The following is a 14,992-nucleotide window of genomic DNA, read 5'->3' as shown; positions in this document are numbered from 1 at the left end:
GACAGGGCCCGGCGGGCGCGGCGGCCGGCCCGGGCGGTGACGCGCCCCGGCCCCGGCCCGCACGGGTGGGCGCGGGGCGGGGCCGGGGTGGCTGTACTCAAGCCGGTGACCGGTGCCGGTGTGGTGCCGGGTGGCTGTACTCAAGCCGGTGACCGGTGCCGGTGTGGTGCCGGGTGGCTGTGCTCGAGCCGGTGGCCGGTGCCTATACCGGGGTGGTGCCGGTGTGGTGCCGGGTGGCTGTAGTCAAGCCGGTGACCGGTGCCGGTGTGGTGCCGGGTGGCTGTGCTCGAGCCGGTGGCCGGTGCCTATACCGGGGTGGTGCCGGTGCCGGTGGGTGCCGGGGTGGCTGTGCTCGAGCCGGTGCCGGTGGCCGGCGCCGATACCGGTGGGGCGGGGGTCAGCGGGTTTCGTAGATGCGTTTGTGGCCGCGCAGGGCGGCCAGCCGGTAACGGCCGGTGGTCTGCGCGGGGGTGGGGTGGTCGCCGCCGTCGGTGGGGAAGGAGCGCCGGTGCAGGGCGCGGTAGCGGGCGTAGTCGAGGATCTCGCGCCGGTCGATCGCCTCGCGGTGCTCCTGGGTGCGCAGGTGGGCGCGGTAGCCGGGGACGACGGTCCCGGCGAAGAACTCCGCGACGCTGCCGGAGCCGTAGCTGAGGAAGGCGACGGCCCGCCCGCTCAGGTCGTCGGCGTGGTCCAGGAGCGAGGCCAGTCCCAGGTAGACCGAGGCGGTGTAGCTGTTGCCGACGACGGTGTTGTAGGCGGTGGTCAGTGCGAGGTCGCGGGCGACCCTGGCCTCGTCGGTGTCGTGTCCGTTGCTGTTCAGCAGGTGGCGGTGGGCCTTGTAGGCCATCTTCGTGAAGGGCTGGTGGTAGCAGAAGGCGGCGAACTCGTCGAGTTTGCGGCCCCCTTGTTCCACGTAGTCCTTCCAGGTGCCTTCCACCGCCTGGAGGTAGGCGGTGATGGACTCCTGGCCGTCGACGAGGGCGGCCTCGCGGTAGTTGGGCCGCCAGAAGTCCATGACGTCGGCGGTGAACACGCCCGACGGCTCCTCGATGCGCACCAGGGCGGGGTCGGCGCCGACCAGCAGGGCGACGGCGGCCGCGCCCTGGGTGGCCTCGCCGGGGCTGTCCAGGTCGTACTTGGAGACGTCGCTGGCGATGACCAGGACGCGCTGCGCGGGGTCGCGGTGCACCAGGCCGATGGCGAACTGGAGGGCGGCCGTGGCCCCGTAGCAGGCCTGCTTGAGTTCGACGACGCGGGTGGCCGAGGGCAGGCCGAGCAGGGAGTGCACGTACACGCCGGCCGCTTTGGCCTGGTCGATCGACGACTCGGTGGCGAAGACGACGGTACGGATGGCGTCGCTGCCGTGCCGGGCGACGAGGGGCGCGGCGGCCGCCGCGCCCAGGGTGACGATGTCCTCGTCGGCGGCGGGCACGCTCATCGACCGCTGGCCGATGCCGAGGTGGTACTTGCCGATGTCGGTGCCGTTGTGGGCGGCGAGTGCCGTGTGCGGCAGGACGAACTCGGTGGTGGCGAACGACAGATCGTGGATTCCTACGGCGAGATCGCTGGCCATTTCCTATACACCGACCTTTGCTGTCGTGTTGTCGCGTTCCAGCTGGACGTGCGCGCGCATCAGTTCGCCCGGGTTGGTCTGGGCGGCGAGGAGGGAGAGTTCGCCGCACAGCACGGTGGCCGCGGCGATGACGGCGAGGCGGCGGGCGTTCTCTCCGGGGGCGCGGTCGGCCCGGCAGCCGAGGCGGGCGAGGTTGGTGTCGACGAAGGACAGCCCCTTGCCGTTGCCGACGGTGCCCACGATCAGGTTGGGCAGGGTGCAGGCGAAGTAGAGGTCGCCGTCGCGGTCCTCGGTCATGACGACGCCCTGGGAGCCCTCGACGATGTTGGCGGCGTCCTGGCCGGTGGCCAGGTAGAACCCCAGGAGCATGTTGGCGAAGTGGGCGTTGGCCGAGCGGATGCCGCCGGCGAGGAGGGTGCCCAGGAGGTTCTTGCGGAGGTTGAGCTGGGCTATCTTCGCGGCCGTGGTGTGCAGGACGTCCTCGACCACGGCGCGCGGGACGAGGAGTTCGGTGACGACGTTCTTGCCGCGGCCGAGGATGCCGTTGATCGCGGTGGCTTTCTTGTCCGTGCAGTAGTTCCCGGAGATCGATCCGTAGGAGATGTCCGGGATCGTCTCCAGCAGGTGTCCGAGCAGGATGTCGGAGGCGAGGGTGGCCATGTTGTGGCCGGAGGCGTCGCCGGTGGAGAACTCGAAGCGGACGAAGAGCAGGTTGGCGTTGATCTCGTGGCGGATGCCGATGAGTTCGGCGAACCTGCTGGAGGTGCGCACGAGTTCGCGCAGTTCGCCGATGCGGGCGTCGATGGTCCGCGCGGCGGTGAGCGCGGCCTGTGCGTCGCTCGCCTCGACGAGCACCGAGCGGGTCATCCGCTCGTCGACGAGGGTGGCGACGATGCCCTGCTCGGCCAGCATGGAGACCTTCGCGCCGCGGCCCACGGAGGGCCACAGCGGTGACTCGTAGGTGGCCAGCGGGACGTGGGTCTCGGTGGTGGCGACGTTGCCCGAGATGCGCAGGGGTCCCACCCACCGCATCGGGACCCCGGCGATCGCGTGCGCCTCAGTCATCGTGTGCTTCCCGTCATCTCGTGGAGGGCGTCCAGGCTGCTGGAGCGCCGGGCCAGTGGCCGGGTGTCGATGCCCCGGTCGGCGCAGAAGGCGCGCAGGTCGCCGTGGAGGAGCACGTCGCAGCGCGTCAGGTCGGCCGGGGTGCGCGCGCCGAGCATCGTCTGCAGCGCCGCCAGCTGGTCCAGCCAGGTGGAGATCTGTGCGACGAGCGCGGAGACGCCGCCGTCGAGGAGGGTGCGCAGGAATCCGCCGGACGCGCCGACGCCGGCGGCGCCGAGGGCCAGGGCGCGGGCGACGTCGAGGGGGTTGCGCACGCCGCCGGAGGCCAGGACGGGCAGGCCGGCGTCGCCCGCGTCCAGCAGGCAGGCGGCGGTGGACTGGCCCCAGCCTTCGAGGTAGGCGTAGTCGCCGAGGCGGCGGCGGCCGTTCTCGATGCGGGCGAAGTCGGTGCCGCCGCGGCCGCCGAGGTCGGCGACGGCAACGCCCAGGTCCTTCAGTGTCGCCACGCTCTCGCGGCTCAGCCCGAAGCCGACCTCCTTGACGATCACGGGGACGTCGACGGCCGCCGCGATCTTCTCGATCTGCCCGGGCCAGGCGGAGAACGAGCGGTCCCCTTCCGGCATCACCGTCTCCTGCACGGTGTTGACGTGGATCTGGAGGGCGTCGGCCCGCAGCAGGTCGACGGCGCGCTGTGCGTGGCCGGCGGAGACCGTGGCGTTGATGTTCGCGATGACGAACCCGTCGGGGTTGTGCTCGCGCAGCACGCTGAAGGTGCCGGCGCAGGAGGGGTCCTTGAAGTAGGCGCTCATGGATCCCGACGCGATGGGCACGCCGGTCTCGCGGGCGGCGGTGGCCAGGTCGCGGTTGATGAGGCCGGTGTTCTCGCTGCCGCCGGTCATGGCGTTGATGTAGAGCGGCACCGGCCAGGAGATGCCGGCGAAGGTCGTGGCCAGGGACACGTCGGGCCGGTCGATGCCGGCCAGGGCGTGGTGGACGAACGACACCTCGTCGAACTGGTTGTGTCCGCTGTGCTCGCGCTGCTGGTCGACGGCGAGCCGGACGTGGTCGTCCTTGCGTTGTCCGATCATTCTTCGTTTCCTTCCGCGGCGGGACGGACCGGCAGGGGCAGCACCCCGGCCGCGGCCCACCGTTCCCGCACGTGTTCGATGTCCCGCGGGGCCTCGGCGTCCAGCAGCGCGATGCCGCAGTCGCCGCCGCCGGCCCCGGAGGGTTTGGCCGCGCCGCCGGCGGCTTCGGCGGCGTCGCACAGCGCCGTCAGTTTGGGCGTGAAGATTCCCAGTCCGACCTCGTCGTCCAGCCGGGCCAGCTCGCGCCGGGCCCGCCGGATCTGTTCCAGCAGGCCGCGGGGGTCTTTGTGGTCGAGTGCGGTGACGCAGGCGCGCACGCAGTCGGTGGTGGCCGCGGTGAACGCGCGGTGGGAGGCGCTGCCGCGCCAGGCCCGCCGGTCCAGGTCGGAGACGAGGGCGGCGGTGGAGGCGGGTGTGCCGCTCCAGCCGACCTCCAGCTTCAGGCCCGCGGGTGCGGGCAGCCGGCGTACCGCGAACTGCGGCCAGGGCGTGCGCAGGGCTGCCTGGACGCCGTGGTGGCGGGCCAGGTCGCGCACGGCGGTCCGGTCGGGTGCCTGGTAGGCGATCCAGCCGCCCCAGGTGCTGGCGGCGAGGTCGCCGCAGGAGGCTCGGGGGTCGATCTCGGCGGTGGCGAGCACGGCGAGGCGGAAGCGGTCCTCGGGCGGGAGCCGCAGGCCGCAGAAGGCGGCGACGGCGGCGACGGCGGCGACGGTCACCGCGCCGCTGGAGCCCAGGCCGTACTTGGTGCCGTTGTCGTGCAGGCCGCTTTCGACGCGGAGGCCGAACCCCGGTACGGGCAGGCCGCGTTCGGCCAGCAGCCGGGCCACGGTCTCGACCGCCGAGACCACATGGGCCAGTCCGGCGGGCGCGCCGGACCGGGCGGGCCGGCCCGGTCGGGCGGGTCGGGCGGGCGCGCCTGGCTCACCTGACCCGCCTGGCTCACCTGGTCGGGCGCGCCCGCCAGGTCGGGCAGGCTCGCCAGGTCGGGCAGGCTCGCCAGGCCGGCCGGTGTCGGCGTGCGGGCCGGGCCCGCCGGTGCCGTCGCCGGGCCGCCCGTGCAGGCCGGGCCGGCTGGTGTCGCCGTACGGACCGGGCCCGCCGTGCGGGCCGGACGGGTCGTGCGGGCCGGACGGGTCGTGCGGGCCGGACCCGCCGGTGCTGCCGGACGGGTCGTGCGGGCCGGGGGCGCCGGGCGGGGTGAGCCGGCTGTTGTGCCAGTGCAGGCGGGCGTGCGGGCCGAGGTCGGAGGTGATCTCCACTGCGGTGCCGGGCAGGTGGGAGACGGTGACGGTGACGTAGCGGTCGACGGCGACCAGGACCGCCGGGTTGCCGGGGTCGACGACCGCGTACTCGCCCGCGACGAACAGTTTGCCCGGCGCGCGCCGCACCACGGCGGGGCGGGCCGTCATCACCGCTCCCCCGGCAGCAGGCGGGCGCCCGGGCCCGGCCGGGCGATGAGGACCGAGCCGTCGGGGACGGCGCCGCGCAGCACCCGGGCCACCCTCTCCGCGTCCGTGCGCGGGCAGAGCACCTTGACGTTCGGCCCGGCGTCCATGGTGGCGTAGGCGCAGACGCCGTCCTTTCGGAGCTGGAGCACGCTGTCCAGGACGGTGAGCGAGGCCGGCGCCAGGTAGCGCACCGCGGGGCGGGCCGCCAGCATCGTGGCGTGCATGCCGAGCGCGTTGCGTTCGGCGATCTCGCCCACCGCCTCGAGGTCGGCCCGGCGCAGCGCGGCGCGCATCTCGCTCAGGTCGTCCCCGCTGGAGCGGGCCCACGGCTCGTACAGCGGGGAGGTGTCCAGGGTGCGGCGCATGGCCTCGCGGCTGGAGACGGCCTTGGGGCCGGCGTTGACGACGGCGATGACCAGCGCGGGGTCCAGGCCCGCGGCGGGCACCGGCTCGGCGTAGGAGCCGAGGTCGGCCTCGGCGTCGGTGGCGGCGGTGGGCGGGCCGGCGTGCCACAGGGCGAAGCCGGCGAAGATCGACCGGGAGGCCGAGCCGGATCCGCGGCGGGCCAGGCGGGAGCGGGCGGTGGCGTCGAGGCGGAGGCCGTAGGCGGTGGCGGCGGCGACGGCGAGGGCGGCGAAACCGCTCGCGGAGGATGCCAGGCCCGCCCCGGTGGGGACGGTGTTGTGGCTGTCCACGACGGCCCGCACGGACCGGCCGGCCTGTGCCCGCACGAGGTCCAGGAAGGCGGTGACGCGGCGCAGTGTCTCGCCCTCGGCGGGCCGGCCGCCCAGCGTGAGTGTGTCGTGGTCCGCTCCGGGGGCCAGGCGGACGCGGGTGGTGGTGGGGAAGATGTCCAGGGTCATCGACAGGCTGTCGACGCGTGGCAGGACGAGCCGCTCGTCGCGCTTGCCCCAGTACTTGATCAGGGCGATGTTCGGATGGGCGACGGCGGTGGCGTGTTGCCGGTCCTCCCACTGCTGTTGTTGTGGCTGCTGTTGCGGTGCGGCCGGCGGGGCCGGGTGTTCAGCGCGCATGGTCGGCAAGTCCCCTCAGCGGTACGGCCCACGTCTGCACGGCGCCGGCCTCGTGGAGGCGGGCGGTGACCTCTCGTGCCTGCACCGGCTGGGTCAGGGCGAGCACGCAGCCGCCCAGGCCGCCGCCGGTGATCTTGGCTCCGAGGCTGCCCGCAGTGAGCGCGGCCTCGACCAGGCGGTCGATCCTGGGGGTGCTGAGGCCGGCCGCGCGCAGCAGGTCGTGATAGTCCGTCAGGCGGGCGCCGAGCTGCTGCGGCCGGCCGCCGGCCAGGGCGTGCCCGGCCTCGTCGGTCAGCTGGGTGGCGCGGCGCACGAAGCGTTCCTGTGCCCCGGTGTGCCGCTGGAATCCCTCACGCAGCAGTTCGACGGCGTCTTTGGTGCGGCCCACGACGCCGCTGTCGGCGATGATGAACAGGCCGTCGCAGCCGATGCTCGCCTCGCTCGCCCGGCCGGCCTGGAACAGCAGCGGGGCGGTCGCGCCGACGGCGCGTGCGTCGACGCCGCTGGAGCGGCCGTGGGCCACGTTCTCGGCCGTCTGCACCAGGTCGAAGGCGGCGCTCTCGCTCAGGTCGCGGCCGTAGAGGTCGGCGAGGGCGAAGACGACCGCGCGTGCGCAGGCCGCGCTGGAGCCCAGGCCGCGGCCGTGCGGGATCGCGCCGTCGATGATCACGTCGAGGCGCGGGCTGTCGGTCACGCCCATGGCGGTCTTGAACTCGGCGGTCAGCCGGCTCAGGCTGTCGGAGGCCTGGGTCATCATCGGCCGTGACGGGGAGCCGGTCATCGTGAAGGACACCCCGCCCGGATCGCCGGGGGCCCGGGTGGACCATCCGGCGCTCGCCGTGACCGTCAGCTGCGGAACCGGCAGCGCGAGCGCCGGGGCTCCGTACACGACCGCGTGCTCTCCCAGCAGAATGGCCTTGGCGTGGGCGCGGCCGATCCCGACCGAGCGTGCCCGGTGGTTTTCTGACACCCCCTCCGCTGAGGTCGGTAGCGTCAACGCACTCAGCTCCCCTTGTCGGTTCTGCATGGAGATCGCACGGTCCAGTTCTGGAAGGCAGTGGAGCGGGACAGATCCGAGCAGCCCTGAAGGGCCGGTGGCCGTGTGGCCGGTGGGCCGATTGCCGGTGGCCGGTGGCCGGTGGCCGGTGGCATGACGGTGCGGCGGATGCCGGGTCCGCAGGGGGCAGGCGGCCCCCTTGTGCGGCGGCTGTCGCGGCCGGGCGTGTGGTTGAGGTTCAGGTTCGGGTTCAGTTTCGGGTTCAGGTTCGGGTTCAGACGGCTTCGCCGGCCGGCACCGGCGGTGTGCCGGTGGGTGCGGCCTGCGGGGGCCGCTGCTTCCTGCCGCGGCTCCAGCGCTTCATCACCGGGTTCTCCACCAGGGTGTACAGCAGCCAGGCGGCCAGCAGGTTCACCGCGAGCAGCACGGCCAGCAGGCCGAGGGCGGGGAGGGTGTCGAAGGTGCGGCTGCCCAGTACCTCGGGCCGGCCGTAGAAGATCACCAGGGCCTGGAGGAGGTAGAAGGCGAAGGAGACGCTGCCCAGCCACACCATGGTCCGGCCGGCCAGCCAGCCGCGTTCGCCGCGCAGGTCCGAGGTGGCCGCGGCGCAGATGATCATGCCGATCGGGATGATCGTGGTGAGGCTGAAGTCGTAGGGGTCGGGGGCGGCGAGGGCGGCCCAGTAGCCGGCGGCGAACGCGGCGGCCGAGGGCAGCAGGCCGATGCGCGGCCACCGGCCCGCGGCGACGATGCGGGCCAGGATCATGCCGAGCACGAACTCGAACAGGCGCGGCGGCGGGAACGCGTAGCTGAACCACTGCTGGTTCAGCGGCAGGTCGTATCCGGGGATGTCCATGCCGCGGGGGATGAACCGGGTCGCCAGGGCCACGCCCGCCACGCCGGCCACCGCCGCGGCGGCGTACAGCCACAGTCGGTGTTCGGCGATCCGCCGTACCCCGAGGATGAACAGGGGGAACAGCGCGTAGAAGAGGACCTCTGAACACAGGGACCAGGAGGGGAAGTTGACGCTCTGCACGGTGTCGGGCCGGTTGCTGAAGGCGTGCACCAGGGAGAGGTTCGCCAGCCAGGCGTGCAGCGGGGTTGCGGAGGCCCACAGCCACATTCCCAGGGCCCAGGTGACGATGTGGTTGGGGTAGATCTTCAGTGCCCGGCGCCGCCAGAACGCCGTGGCCGGGTCCGCGGGGTTCGTGGACCAGGTCAGGACGAAGCCGCTGAGGACGAAGAAGAAGGACACCCCGATGGGTCCGGCGGGCAGGAAGAAGTCGGCCAGCTTCTTCGCGAGGTCCAGGTCGGCGAAGAGGCTGGGCGGCGCGGTCGGCCGCAGGGGGTTGCCGAGCATCAGGCTGTGGGTGAGGAACACCAGCAGGGCCGCGAGGAACCTGAGGCCGGTGAGCGAGGGGAGCGGGGGCCGGCGCTGCGGCGGACCACTGAGGGTCGATGCGGCGGTTCGGTCTGCCATGCGCCTGCCTTTCGGTCGGAACGGGGCGGGTCGGGGCGGGTCGGGTCGGGTCGGGGACGCGGTCTGCGGGCGCACCAGGCCGGGGGCGCCCGGTGGCCGCGTCCGCTGTTTGCCCGGCGGGGCGGGTCCGCGCCTCCTGGCCCGCGCCGCCGGGCCCGTCCGCGGGCGGCGGTCCATGGGACGCGAGCGCGGCGGGACGGGCCTGAGAAGCAGGCGGGGGTGCGGGGGGGCGGTGCTGCGCCGGCGGCGGGCGGCGGGCGGGGCGTCGGCGGCAGTCCGGCGGGCCGGGCGGCCGGACGGTCCCGGGGTGCGTCGTCCTGGCGGCCGTCGCACCGTCCGCCCGCACCACACGGCACGGCACGGCACGGCACGGCTGGTGGGTTCCCCGCGAGGCGCCGGCACATGCGGGCGGGCGGGTCGAGGGGGAGACAGGAGCTGCGCCGTACCGGCGTGGCGTGGAGTGGCTCTCGCCGGCGGAAGGCGGCGGATACGGCACCCTCTGCTCGCCCGGAGCGACTTCCGGGCAGGGGTGACGCCCGGGAATAGTGACACGGGCGGCGTCCCCACGCCAAGAGCCTCCCGAAGTGATGCAGGTCACCTTCGCGGCGGTCGTGCGCTACGGGGGCGGCGGCGAGGGGCGACGATGCCGCCGGGTGCCTGCACTGCCCCGAGTCGAGCCGTTCGCAAGCGGGGTGAGGGTGCGTCAGCTGTCAGGCCGGCGGCAGGACGGCCTGGTGTGCGCGCCGCTCCGGAGCCGGTTCGCGCGCGGGACGGGCGGGGCCGCGGACACTGCCGGGAAGCGACGGCGGACCGCCCCCGGGGTCGGCCGGGGGCGGTGCGGGTGCGCCGGGTTCAGGTGCTGCTCAGGTGGCGGCGCGGGTGGGGGCGGGGGTGGCTTCGGCCGCCGCCTCGTTGGTGGCCTCGGCGACCGCGTCGCGCGGCTTGGAGTCCACCTTGTCCATCAGCAGCAGGACGAGCACGGCCGCGACGACGAGTACGCCGGCGGCGGCGCGCAGTGCCAGGGCGTATCCGTCGGTCTGCGCGATCTGCGGGAGGGTTCCGTCCGCGACGTGGTCGTTGACGTAGCGCAGGGCGAGCGGGACCAGGGTGGCCAGGCCGAGCGAGGCGCCGACCTGCTGCATGGCGGTCTGCACGCCGGATCCCAGGCCCGCGTCCTGGCCGGTGACCTCGTGCAGCGCTCCGTTGGTGAGGGCCGGGTAGCCGACGGCGTTGAAGAAGCCGTACAGGAGCAGTCCCGGCATGATCCCGCCGACGAAGGACGCGTCGGTGGCCAGGCCCGCGGCGGCGACGGCGAATCCGCCGGCGCTGCCGAGGAAGGAGATGAGCAGGGTCGCCTTGACGCCGATGCGGGGCATCAGCGCGGTGGACACGCCCATGCCGACGCCGATCGCGAGGGTGAAGGGGATGTAGGACAGCCCTGTCTTGAGCGGGGAGTAGCCCAGTACCTGCTGCAGGTACAGGGTCAGCAGGAAGGCGTAGGTGTAGAACGCCGCGAGCGAGAGCACGCTGACGCCGTTGGACGTCACCCGGGTGCGGTTGGTGAAGAACCGCAGGGGGATCATCGGGTCGGGGACGCGGGACTCCCACACGGCCATGAAGACCAGCAGGGCGAGCCCGCCCAGCAGCGGCACCAGTACCTCCGCGGAGCCCCACGGGTCGTCGGCGGCCTGGAGCAGGCCGTACACGACCGCGACCAGACCGCCGGTGGCGCTGAGCGCGCCGACCACGTCGATGCGCTGGTCGGGGCGGCGGGCCATCCGGCTCTCCGGGATCACCCGCGGGACCATGATCAGTGCGAAGATCGCGATGGGGATGTTGATGTAGAAGATCCACCGCCAGTCGACCAGGTCGGTCAGCGATCCGCCGACGACCGAGCCGATCGCGCTGCCCAGGGCGGCCATGCCGCCCCACAGGCCCAGGGCCTTGGTCCGTTCCTTGGCGTCACGGAACAGGACGGGGATCAGGCCGAGCGCCGCCGGGCCGGCCAGCGCCTCGCCCAGACCCTGGACGAACCGGCCGCCGACCAGCATCCCGGAGTTGGCCGCGGCACCGCACACGGCCGAGGCCACGCCGAAGACCAGTACGCCGGCGATGAAGGTCATCCGGCGGCCGTACATGTCGGCCAGCCGTCCGCCCAGCAGCAGGAAACCGCCGGCGGTCAGGACGTAGGCGTTGACCACCCACGCGAGTCCTCCGACGGAGAAGTCCAGGTCGTCCTCGATATTGGGCAGGGCGATGTTCACGACGGTGACGTCCATCATGAGCATGAACTGCATCGCTGTCAGAACGGCCAGCGCCGTCCAGCGCCGCGGGTCGGCATCGACGAGCGCGCCCGTCCCGCCTCGTGCTTCCTTGTCTGCGCTACTCATACCTAACCAGTTCCTCCGAGTGATCTGCGGCTGGAGAAATCCGTCCGCGCGGCCGGCCGGCCGGCCCCGTGCCGCAGATCGGGACCGGCGAGCCGGCCGCCCGCCGTTCGCGGGACGGTGTCCGTCTCAGCACTACGACGAAGCAACTCCCCCGGATGTGACACAGCGCGCCGGTCGTCTTGGCCGGGGTGCTGTCCGGCGTGTGCGCGAGGCCGTCCGGGACGGGTCCGGGGCCTCCTCGGGAACCGGGAGGATGACAGGGCGGGCAGATGACGGGGCGGGCGGATGACGGGGCGGGAGGCGGCCCGCGCCGCAGGCCGCACCACGCTGCCCCGTACCCGTGCTGCGCCGCACTGGCCCCCGTGCCGTGTGCGCCGCACTGCCCCGTGCCCGTGTGCGCCGCGCTGCCCCCGTGCCCGTGTGCGCCGCACCGCCCCGTGCCGTGCTGTTGCCTGTGCGGGGCGGCCCGTGCCGTGCTGTTGCCGGTGCGGGGCGGCCGGTGCCGTGCTGTTGCCGGGGCGGCCCGTGCCGTGCTGTTGCCGGTGCGGGGCGGCCCGTGCCGGGTCAGCCCAGGTAGCGCTGGATGGTCGGGGTGAGCAGGTCGATCAGTTCCTCGCTCGACGCCGACGCGACCGGCTCCAGCTCCACGACGTAGCGCAGCAGGACCACGCCCCAGACCTGCCCGGCCGCCGCGTTGATGTTGATCGCCGGCACCTTGAGCGTCTCGGCCGCCTGGTAGATGTCCATCCCGGCGATGCCGATCGCCTTGCCCGCCTCGGCGAAGAGCTGGTTGGCGAGGAACCCGCGCATCTGCTCCGCGCCCTCCTTGCCGTTGACCGCGGCCTGCAGGATCCCGAGGAGCTTCGGCCTGACCTGGGGGTCTTCCCACAGCACGAAGGCCGCGCGCAGAAGGCTCCCGGCCAGCTGCTCGCGCGGCCCGTCGAGCGCCGCCGCGCCGGCCTCCCCCAGGACGCCGCCCAGTGAGTCCAGGGCGGCGGCGCGTTCTTCGGCCTCAAGAGCTTCGGACATTTCTCCTCCAGATATCACTGATATCACTGACGTCACTGATGTCACTGATGTTCGCCGGACTGATTTCCTGCCGCCGGCGGCGCCCGGTGCCGGCCGGCTCGGATTCCCGCTATGCGCCGCGCTGGGCGGCCACGAGCTTTTCGAACGTGTCGGCCAGCGGCAGGTTCTCCCAGAAAGCGGGCGGCCTGCGGTAATACACGCCGAGCTTGTGGTATTCCTCGGTGCGCGACAGGGTGGCACCGTAGACGAGGACCCGCTCGCCGTCGTACTCGTGCGGGGCGTTCTTCGCGAACAGCTCGATCTCCGGGTGGAGCGTGGTGGGATATGCCGCCTGGTCCGGGCTCACCACGGAGAAGCAGATCCGCTCGATCGCCGGGGAATCCCAGCTGAAGGTGGGGTAGATCGAGAACGACTTCTGGATGAATTCCAGCAGCGGCGCACTCGGCTCCGGCAGTCCGGTGTCGCTGAGCAGCGACAGAGCGGTCTTCTCCTCGACGGGTGCGGCCATGAAGTACACGTTCATGGTTTTGCTGATGTAGTCGATCCCGATGATCGATATGCGGTTGTCCAGGCCGATGGAGGCGAAGGTGCGGGCGTGCTCGGCCACACTGCGCGGCATGGACGGGATCTCGGCGAGCGTGGAGAGCTTCCCCAGATCGTCCAGGGGGAAGAAGACATAGGTCTTCTTGAAGCCGCCGACGACTCCGGCCTCGACACCGAAGAAGCTGACCGCGCACCGCTCGGCGATGTCCGAGGCCAGGGTGGAGACCGGATGGTCCGTCTCCTCGACGAAGCCGTTCGCGACAGCGATCTTGTACGGGTCGCCCACCTCGGTGGGCACCGTGAAGTTGTAGTCGATCTCTCCTCGGTACTTCTCGCCGCCGGCCATGGCGAGCACGACCACGGACTCGTCCGAGATGTCGTCACCGAACGCGGTCAGGACCGACAGGACCTTGTCCCGTGTGTAGGGGACGTCCAGCAGGCCCGCCGCTTCCTCGATGGCCGCGTACACGGCTTCCGCTTTCGTTGCTCCGGACATTACTCCTCCAGGGTTCAACCTTGTTTTTTCCGAACAGGAAGTGCAGCGACGAAATGCGCCGGGTTTCACCAGGGCTCGCACCTTGAAGGGGCCGATTCCGGGCGACCGTACCATTCGTCCGTGACTTCCGTCAGACGGACCGCTCGATATCCGCTCGATATCGGCTCGACATCGGCTCGAAGTGTTCCGTGCTTTCAGGCGATCTTCGTCGCGGACAGGAGCGCCTCTACGGTGAGGGCGTGCGGCGGGAGATTGGCCGGGTCGTCGGTGATCGCCTTGGTGACCTGGAATCCGCATTCTTCCAGCCAGCTCTGCCACGTGGACAGTTTCTGCGGCCCGCCCTGCCCCATGGTGCAGCCGATGAAGAAACTGGGGTAGAAGTCGACGGTGTAGTTGTCGGTGTCCTTGATGTTCTCGGGAAACACCGGGACCAGGATGTGGACCTGTCCGCCGGCTTCCAGTGAATGGTGGACGCCTTCGAGGATCCTGAACACGTCGCTCTTGTCGAACATGGGCAGGAAATGCTTGATCAGCACCACGTCGAAACCCTTGGGGACTTCTTCGAAGACGTCACCGCCGATGAATGAGCAGTGTTCTTCCACGCCGTGGGCCCGGAAGTTCTCCAGGCATTCCTTTTCCTTTTCGGGCAGGTCGAAGGTGGTCACCGTGAGGCCGGGCGAGTTCTTCAGCCGCAAGGTGTTGACGGCGCCGAGGCCGGTGTTCCCGGCGAGGTCGAGCACCCTGGAACCGGCCGGGACGTCGACGTTGTCGAAGAACCAGGGGTCGACGTGGGCGGTGACGGTGTTCATCAGCTTCGCCCACGGCTCGCGCAGTTCCGGGAGCTCGGCCAGCGCACCGTAGAGGTCTCCCTCGAAGCCGTAGAGCTCCTTCAGGCCGACGGTGGTGCCGGTGCGCACGCTCTCGGTGAGGTAGAACAGCTGCCGCAGCGTGACCGCCTTGATCATGTCCAGGTCGGCGAGGACCTGCTGGAGCTCCTTGTCGGCGACGCCTTCGAGCGCGTCCAGGGCGTAGGTGCCGCACGCCTCGTCGTAGGCGACGAAGCCCTCCTTGACCAGCAGGAACAGCAGCTGCTGCACGGCGTCCGGCTTGGCGCCGGCCACCTCGCCCAGCTCGGCGGCCGTCTGAGCGGGCCGGTCGCGGAGCGCGTCGATGATGCCCAGCTCGAAGCAGGACAGCAGGGTCATGAACCGGGAGGGTCCCACCAGGTATTCACGGAACCGCGCGAGCGTGGCTTGTGGCGTCATGTCACTGACCTCATTCTCTTCGGCCGCCGGACGCGGCCGCACGGCGGCAGGAAACGGTGCGGGCGGGGGCGGGCTCAGTAGCGGTAGTGGTCCGGCTTGTAGGGGCCTTCTGCGTCGATACCGAGGTATGCGGCCTGCTCGGGGCGCAGCCGGGTGAGTTTGACGCCGAGTGCGTCGAGGTGGAGGCGGGCGACCTTCTCGTCGAGGTGCTTGGGCAGCACGTAGACGTCGGTCGGGTACTCCTCGGGCTTGGTGAACAGCTCGATCTGGGCCAGCGTCTGGTCCGCGAAGGAGTTGGACATCACGAACGAGGGGTGGCCGGTGGCGTTGCCCAGGTTGAGCAGGCGGCCCTCGGACAGCACGATGAGGACCTTGCCGTCGGGGAACTTCCAGGTGTGGACCTGCGGCTTGACCTCGTCCTTGACGATCCCCGGGATCTTCGCCAGACCGGCCATGTCGATCTCGTTGTCGAAGTGGCCGATGTTCCCGACGATCGCCTGGTGCTTCATCCGGGCCATGTCCGAGGCCATGATGATGTCCTTGTTGCCCGTCGTGGTGACGAAGATGTCCGCCTTGTCGACGAC

At 71.8% G+C, this 14,992-nt stretch carries 12 protein-coding genes; all 12 read right to left on the bottom strand.

From position 1 onward, the window contains the following. Positions 1 to 397: 397 nt before the first annotated feature. Entirely contained in the window at positions 398 to 1,573 is a 1,176-nt protein-coding gene (locus ACFWBD_RS40360; protein ID WP_385678844.1) for a hydroxymethylglutaryl-CoA synthase, read from the bottom strand. A 3-nt stretch (positions 1,574 to 1,576) separates the two neighbouring features. Continuing rightward, positions 1,577 to 2,638: a hydroxymethylglutaryl-CoA reductase gene (locus ACFWBD_RS40355; RefSeq protein ID WP_385678841.1), complete on the bottom strand. Its 1,062-nt coding sequence runs from the start codon at positions 2,636 to 2,638 to the stop codon at positions 1,577 to 1,579. Then, complete coding sequence (gene fni / locus ACFWBD_RS40350) at positions 2,635 to 3,726, bottom strand: type 2 isopentenyl-diphosphate Delta-isomerase (protein ID WP_385678838.1); 1,092 nt, start codon at positions 3,724 to 3,726, stop codon at positions 2,635 to 2,637. Before fni ends, ACFWBD_RS40355 begins: the two co-directional genes overlap by 4 nt. Further along, a complete protein-coding gene (locus tag ACFWBD_RS40345) occupies positions 3,723 to 5,135 on the bottom strand; it encodes a phosphomevalonate kinase (protein ID WP_385678834.1) in 1,413 nt (470 codons plus the stop codon). Before ACFWBD_RS40345 ends, fni begins: the two co-directional genes overlap by 4 nt. After that, complete coding sequence (mvaD, locus tag ACFWBD_RS40340) at positions 5,135 to 6,208, bottom strand: diphosphomevalonate decarboxylase (protein WP_385678831.1); 1,074 nt, start codon at positions 6,206 to 6,208, stop codon at positions 5,135 to 5,137. Before mvaD ends, ACFWBD_RS40345 begins: the two co-directional genes overlap by 1 nt. Beyond that, on the bottom strand, positions 6,198 to 7,178 hold the full coding sequence (gene mvk, locus ACFWBD_RS40335) for a mevalonate kinase (protein ID WP_385678828.1): 981 nt from the start codon (positions 7,176 to 7,178) through the stop codon (positions 6,198 to 6,200). The genes mvaD and mvk overlap by 11 nt, the downstream gene beginning before the upstream one ends. A gap of 301 nt (positions 7,179 to 7,479) precedes the next feature. Beyond that, positions 7,480 to 8,685 carry an acyltransferase family protein gene (locus ACFWBD_RS40330; protein ID WP_385678825.1) on the bottom strand — a complete coding sequence of 402 codons (1,206 nt, stop codon included), beginning with the start codon at positions 8,683 to 8,685 and terminating at the stop codon, positions 7,480 to 7,482. A gap of 863 nt (positions 8,686 to 9,548) precedes the next feature. Next, positions 9,549 to 11,075 (bottom strand): MFS transporter, encoded by a 1,527-nt coding sequence (locus ACFWBD_RS40325; RefSeq protein ID WP_385678822.1) that lies wholly within the window; start codon positions 11,073 to 11,075, stop codon positions 9,549 to 9,551. A gap of 564 nt (positions 11,076 to 11,639) precedes the next feature. Next, a complete protein-coding gene (locus tag ACFWBD_RS40320; protein ID WP_385678819.1) occupies positions 11,640 to 12,104 on the bottom strand; it encodes a hypothetical protein in 465 nt (154 codons plus the stop codon). 109 nt (positions 12,105 to 12,213) lie between these two features. Continuing rightward, positions 12,214 to 13,143, bottom strand: coding sequence for an aromatic prenyltransferase (locus ACFWBD_RS40315; protein ID WP_385678816.1), 930 nt, complete (start codon positions 13,141 to 13,143; stop codon positions 12,214 to 12,216). Between the two features lie 194 nt (positions 13,144 to 13,337). Next, positions 13,338 to 14,408, bottom strand: a complete 1,071-nt coding sequence (locus ACFWBD_RS40310) for a methyltransferase (RefSeq protein WP_385678813.1) — start codon at positions 14,406 to 14,408, stop codon at positions 13,338 to 13,340. Between the two features lie 74 nt (positions 14,409 to 14,482). Then, positions 14,483 to 14,992 (bottom strand): adenosylhomocysteinase (locus ACFWBD_RS40305; RefSeq protein ID WP_385678810.1); only part of this gene is annotated, 510 nt, incomplete at its 5' end.

This window comes from Streptomyces sp. NPDC060002, from assembly GCF_042737245.1.
Lineage (GTDB): Bacteria > Actinomycetota > Actinomycetes > Streptomycetales > Streptomycetaceae > Streptomyces.
The sequence above is the reverse complement of the archived record's forward strand: the minus strand, read 5'-3'. Positions and strand labels throughout refer to the sequence as shown.

What these genes read in the sequence shown, in the direction of transcription:
- ACFWBD_RS40360 (WP_385678844.1), bottom strand. Translation starts at nt 1,573, where the DNA reads ATGGCCAGCGATCTCGCCGTAGGAATCCACGATCTGTCGTTCGCCACC.
- ACFWBD_RS40355 (WP_385678841.1), bottom strand. Translation starts at nt 2,638, where the DNA reads ATGACTGAGGCGCACGCGATCGCCGGGGTCCCGATGCGGTGGGTGGGA.
- fni (WP_385678838.1), bottom strand. Translation starts at nt 3,726, where the DNA reads ATGATCGGACAACGCAAGGACGACCACGTCCGGCTCGCCGTCGACCAG.
- ACFWBD_RS40345 (WP_385678834.1), bottom strand. Translation starts at nt 5,135, where the DNA reads ATGACGGCCCGCCCCGCCGTGGTGCGGCGCGCGCCGGGCAAACTGTTC.
- mvaD (WP_385678831.1), bottom strand. Translation starts at nt 6,208, where the DNA reads ATGCGCGCTGAACACCCGGCCCCGCCGGCCGCACCGCAACAGCAGCCA.
- ACFWBD_RS40330 (WP_385678825.1), bottom strand. Translation starts at nt 8,685, where the DNA reads ATGGCAGACCGAACCGCCGCATCGACCCTCAGTGGTCCGCCGCAGCGC.
- ACFWBD_RS40325 (WP_385678822.1), bottom strand. Translation starts at nt 11,075, where the DNA reads ATGAGTAGCGCAGACAAGGAAGCACGAGGCGGGACGGGCGCGCTCGTC.
- ACFWBD_RS40320 (WP_385678819.1), bottom strand. Translation starts at nt 12,104, where the DNA reads ATGTCCGAAGCTCTTGAGGCCGAAGAACGCGCCGCCGCCCTGGACTCA.
- ACFWBD_RS40315 (WP_385678816.1), bottom strand. Translation starts at nt 13,143, where the DNA reads ATGTCCGGAGCAACGAAAGCGGAAGCCGTGTACGCGGCCATCGAGGAA.
- ACFWBD_RS40310 (WP_385678813.1), bottom strand. Translation starts at nt 14,408, where the DNA reads ATGACGCCACAAGCCACGCTCGCGCGGTTCCGTGAATACCTGGTGGGA.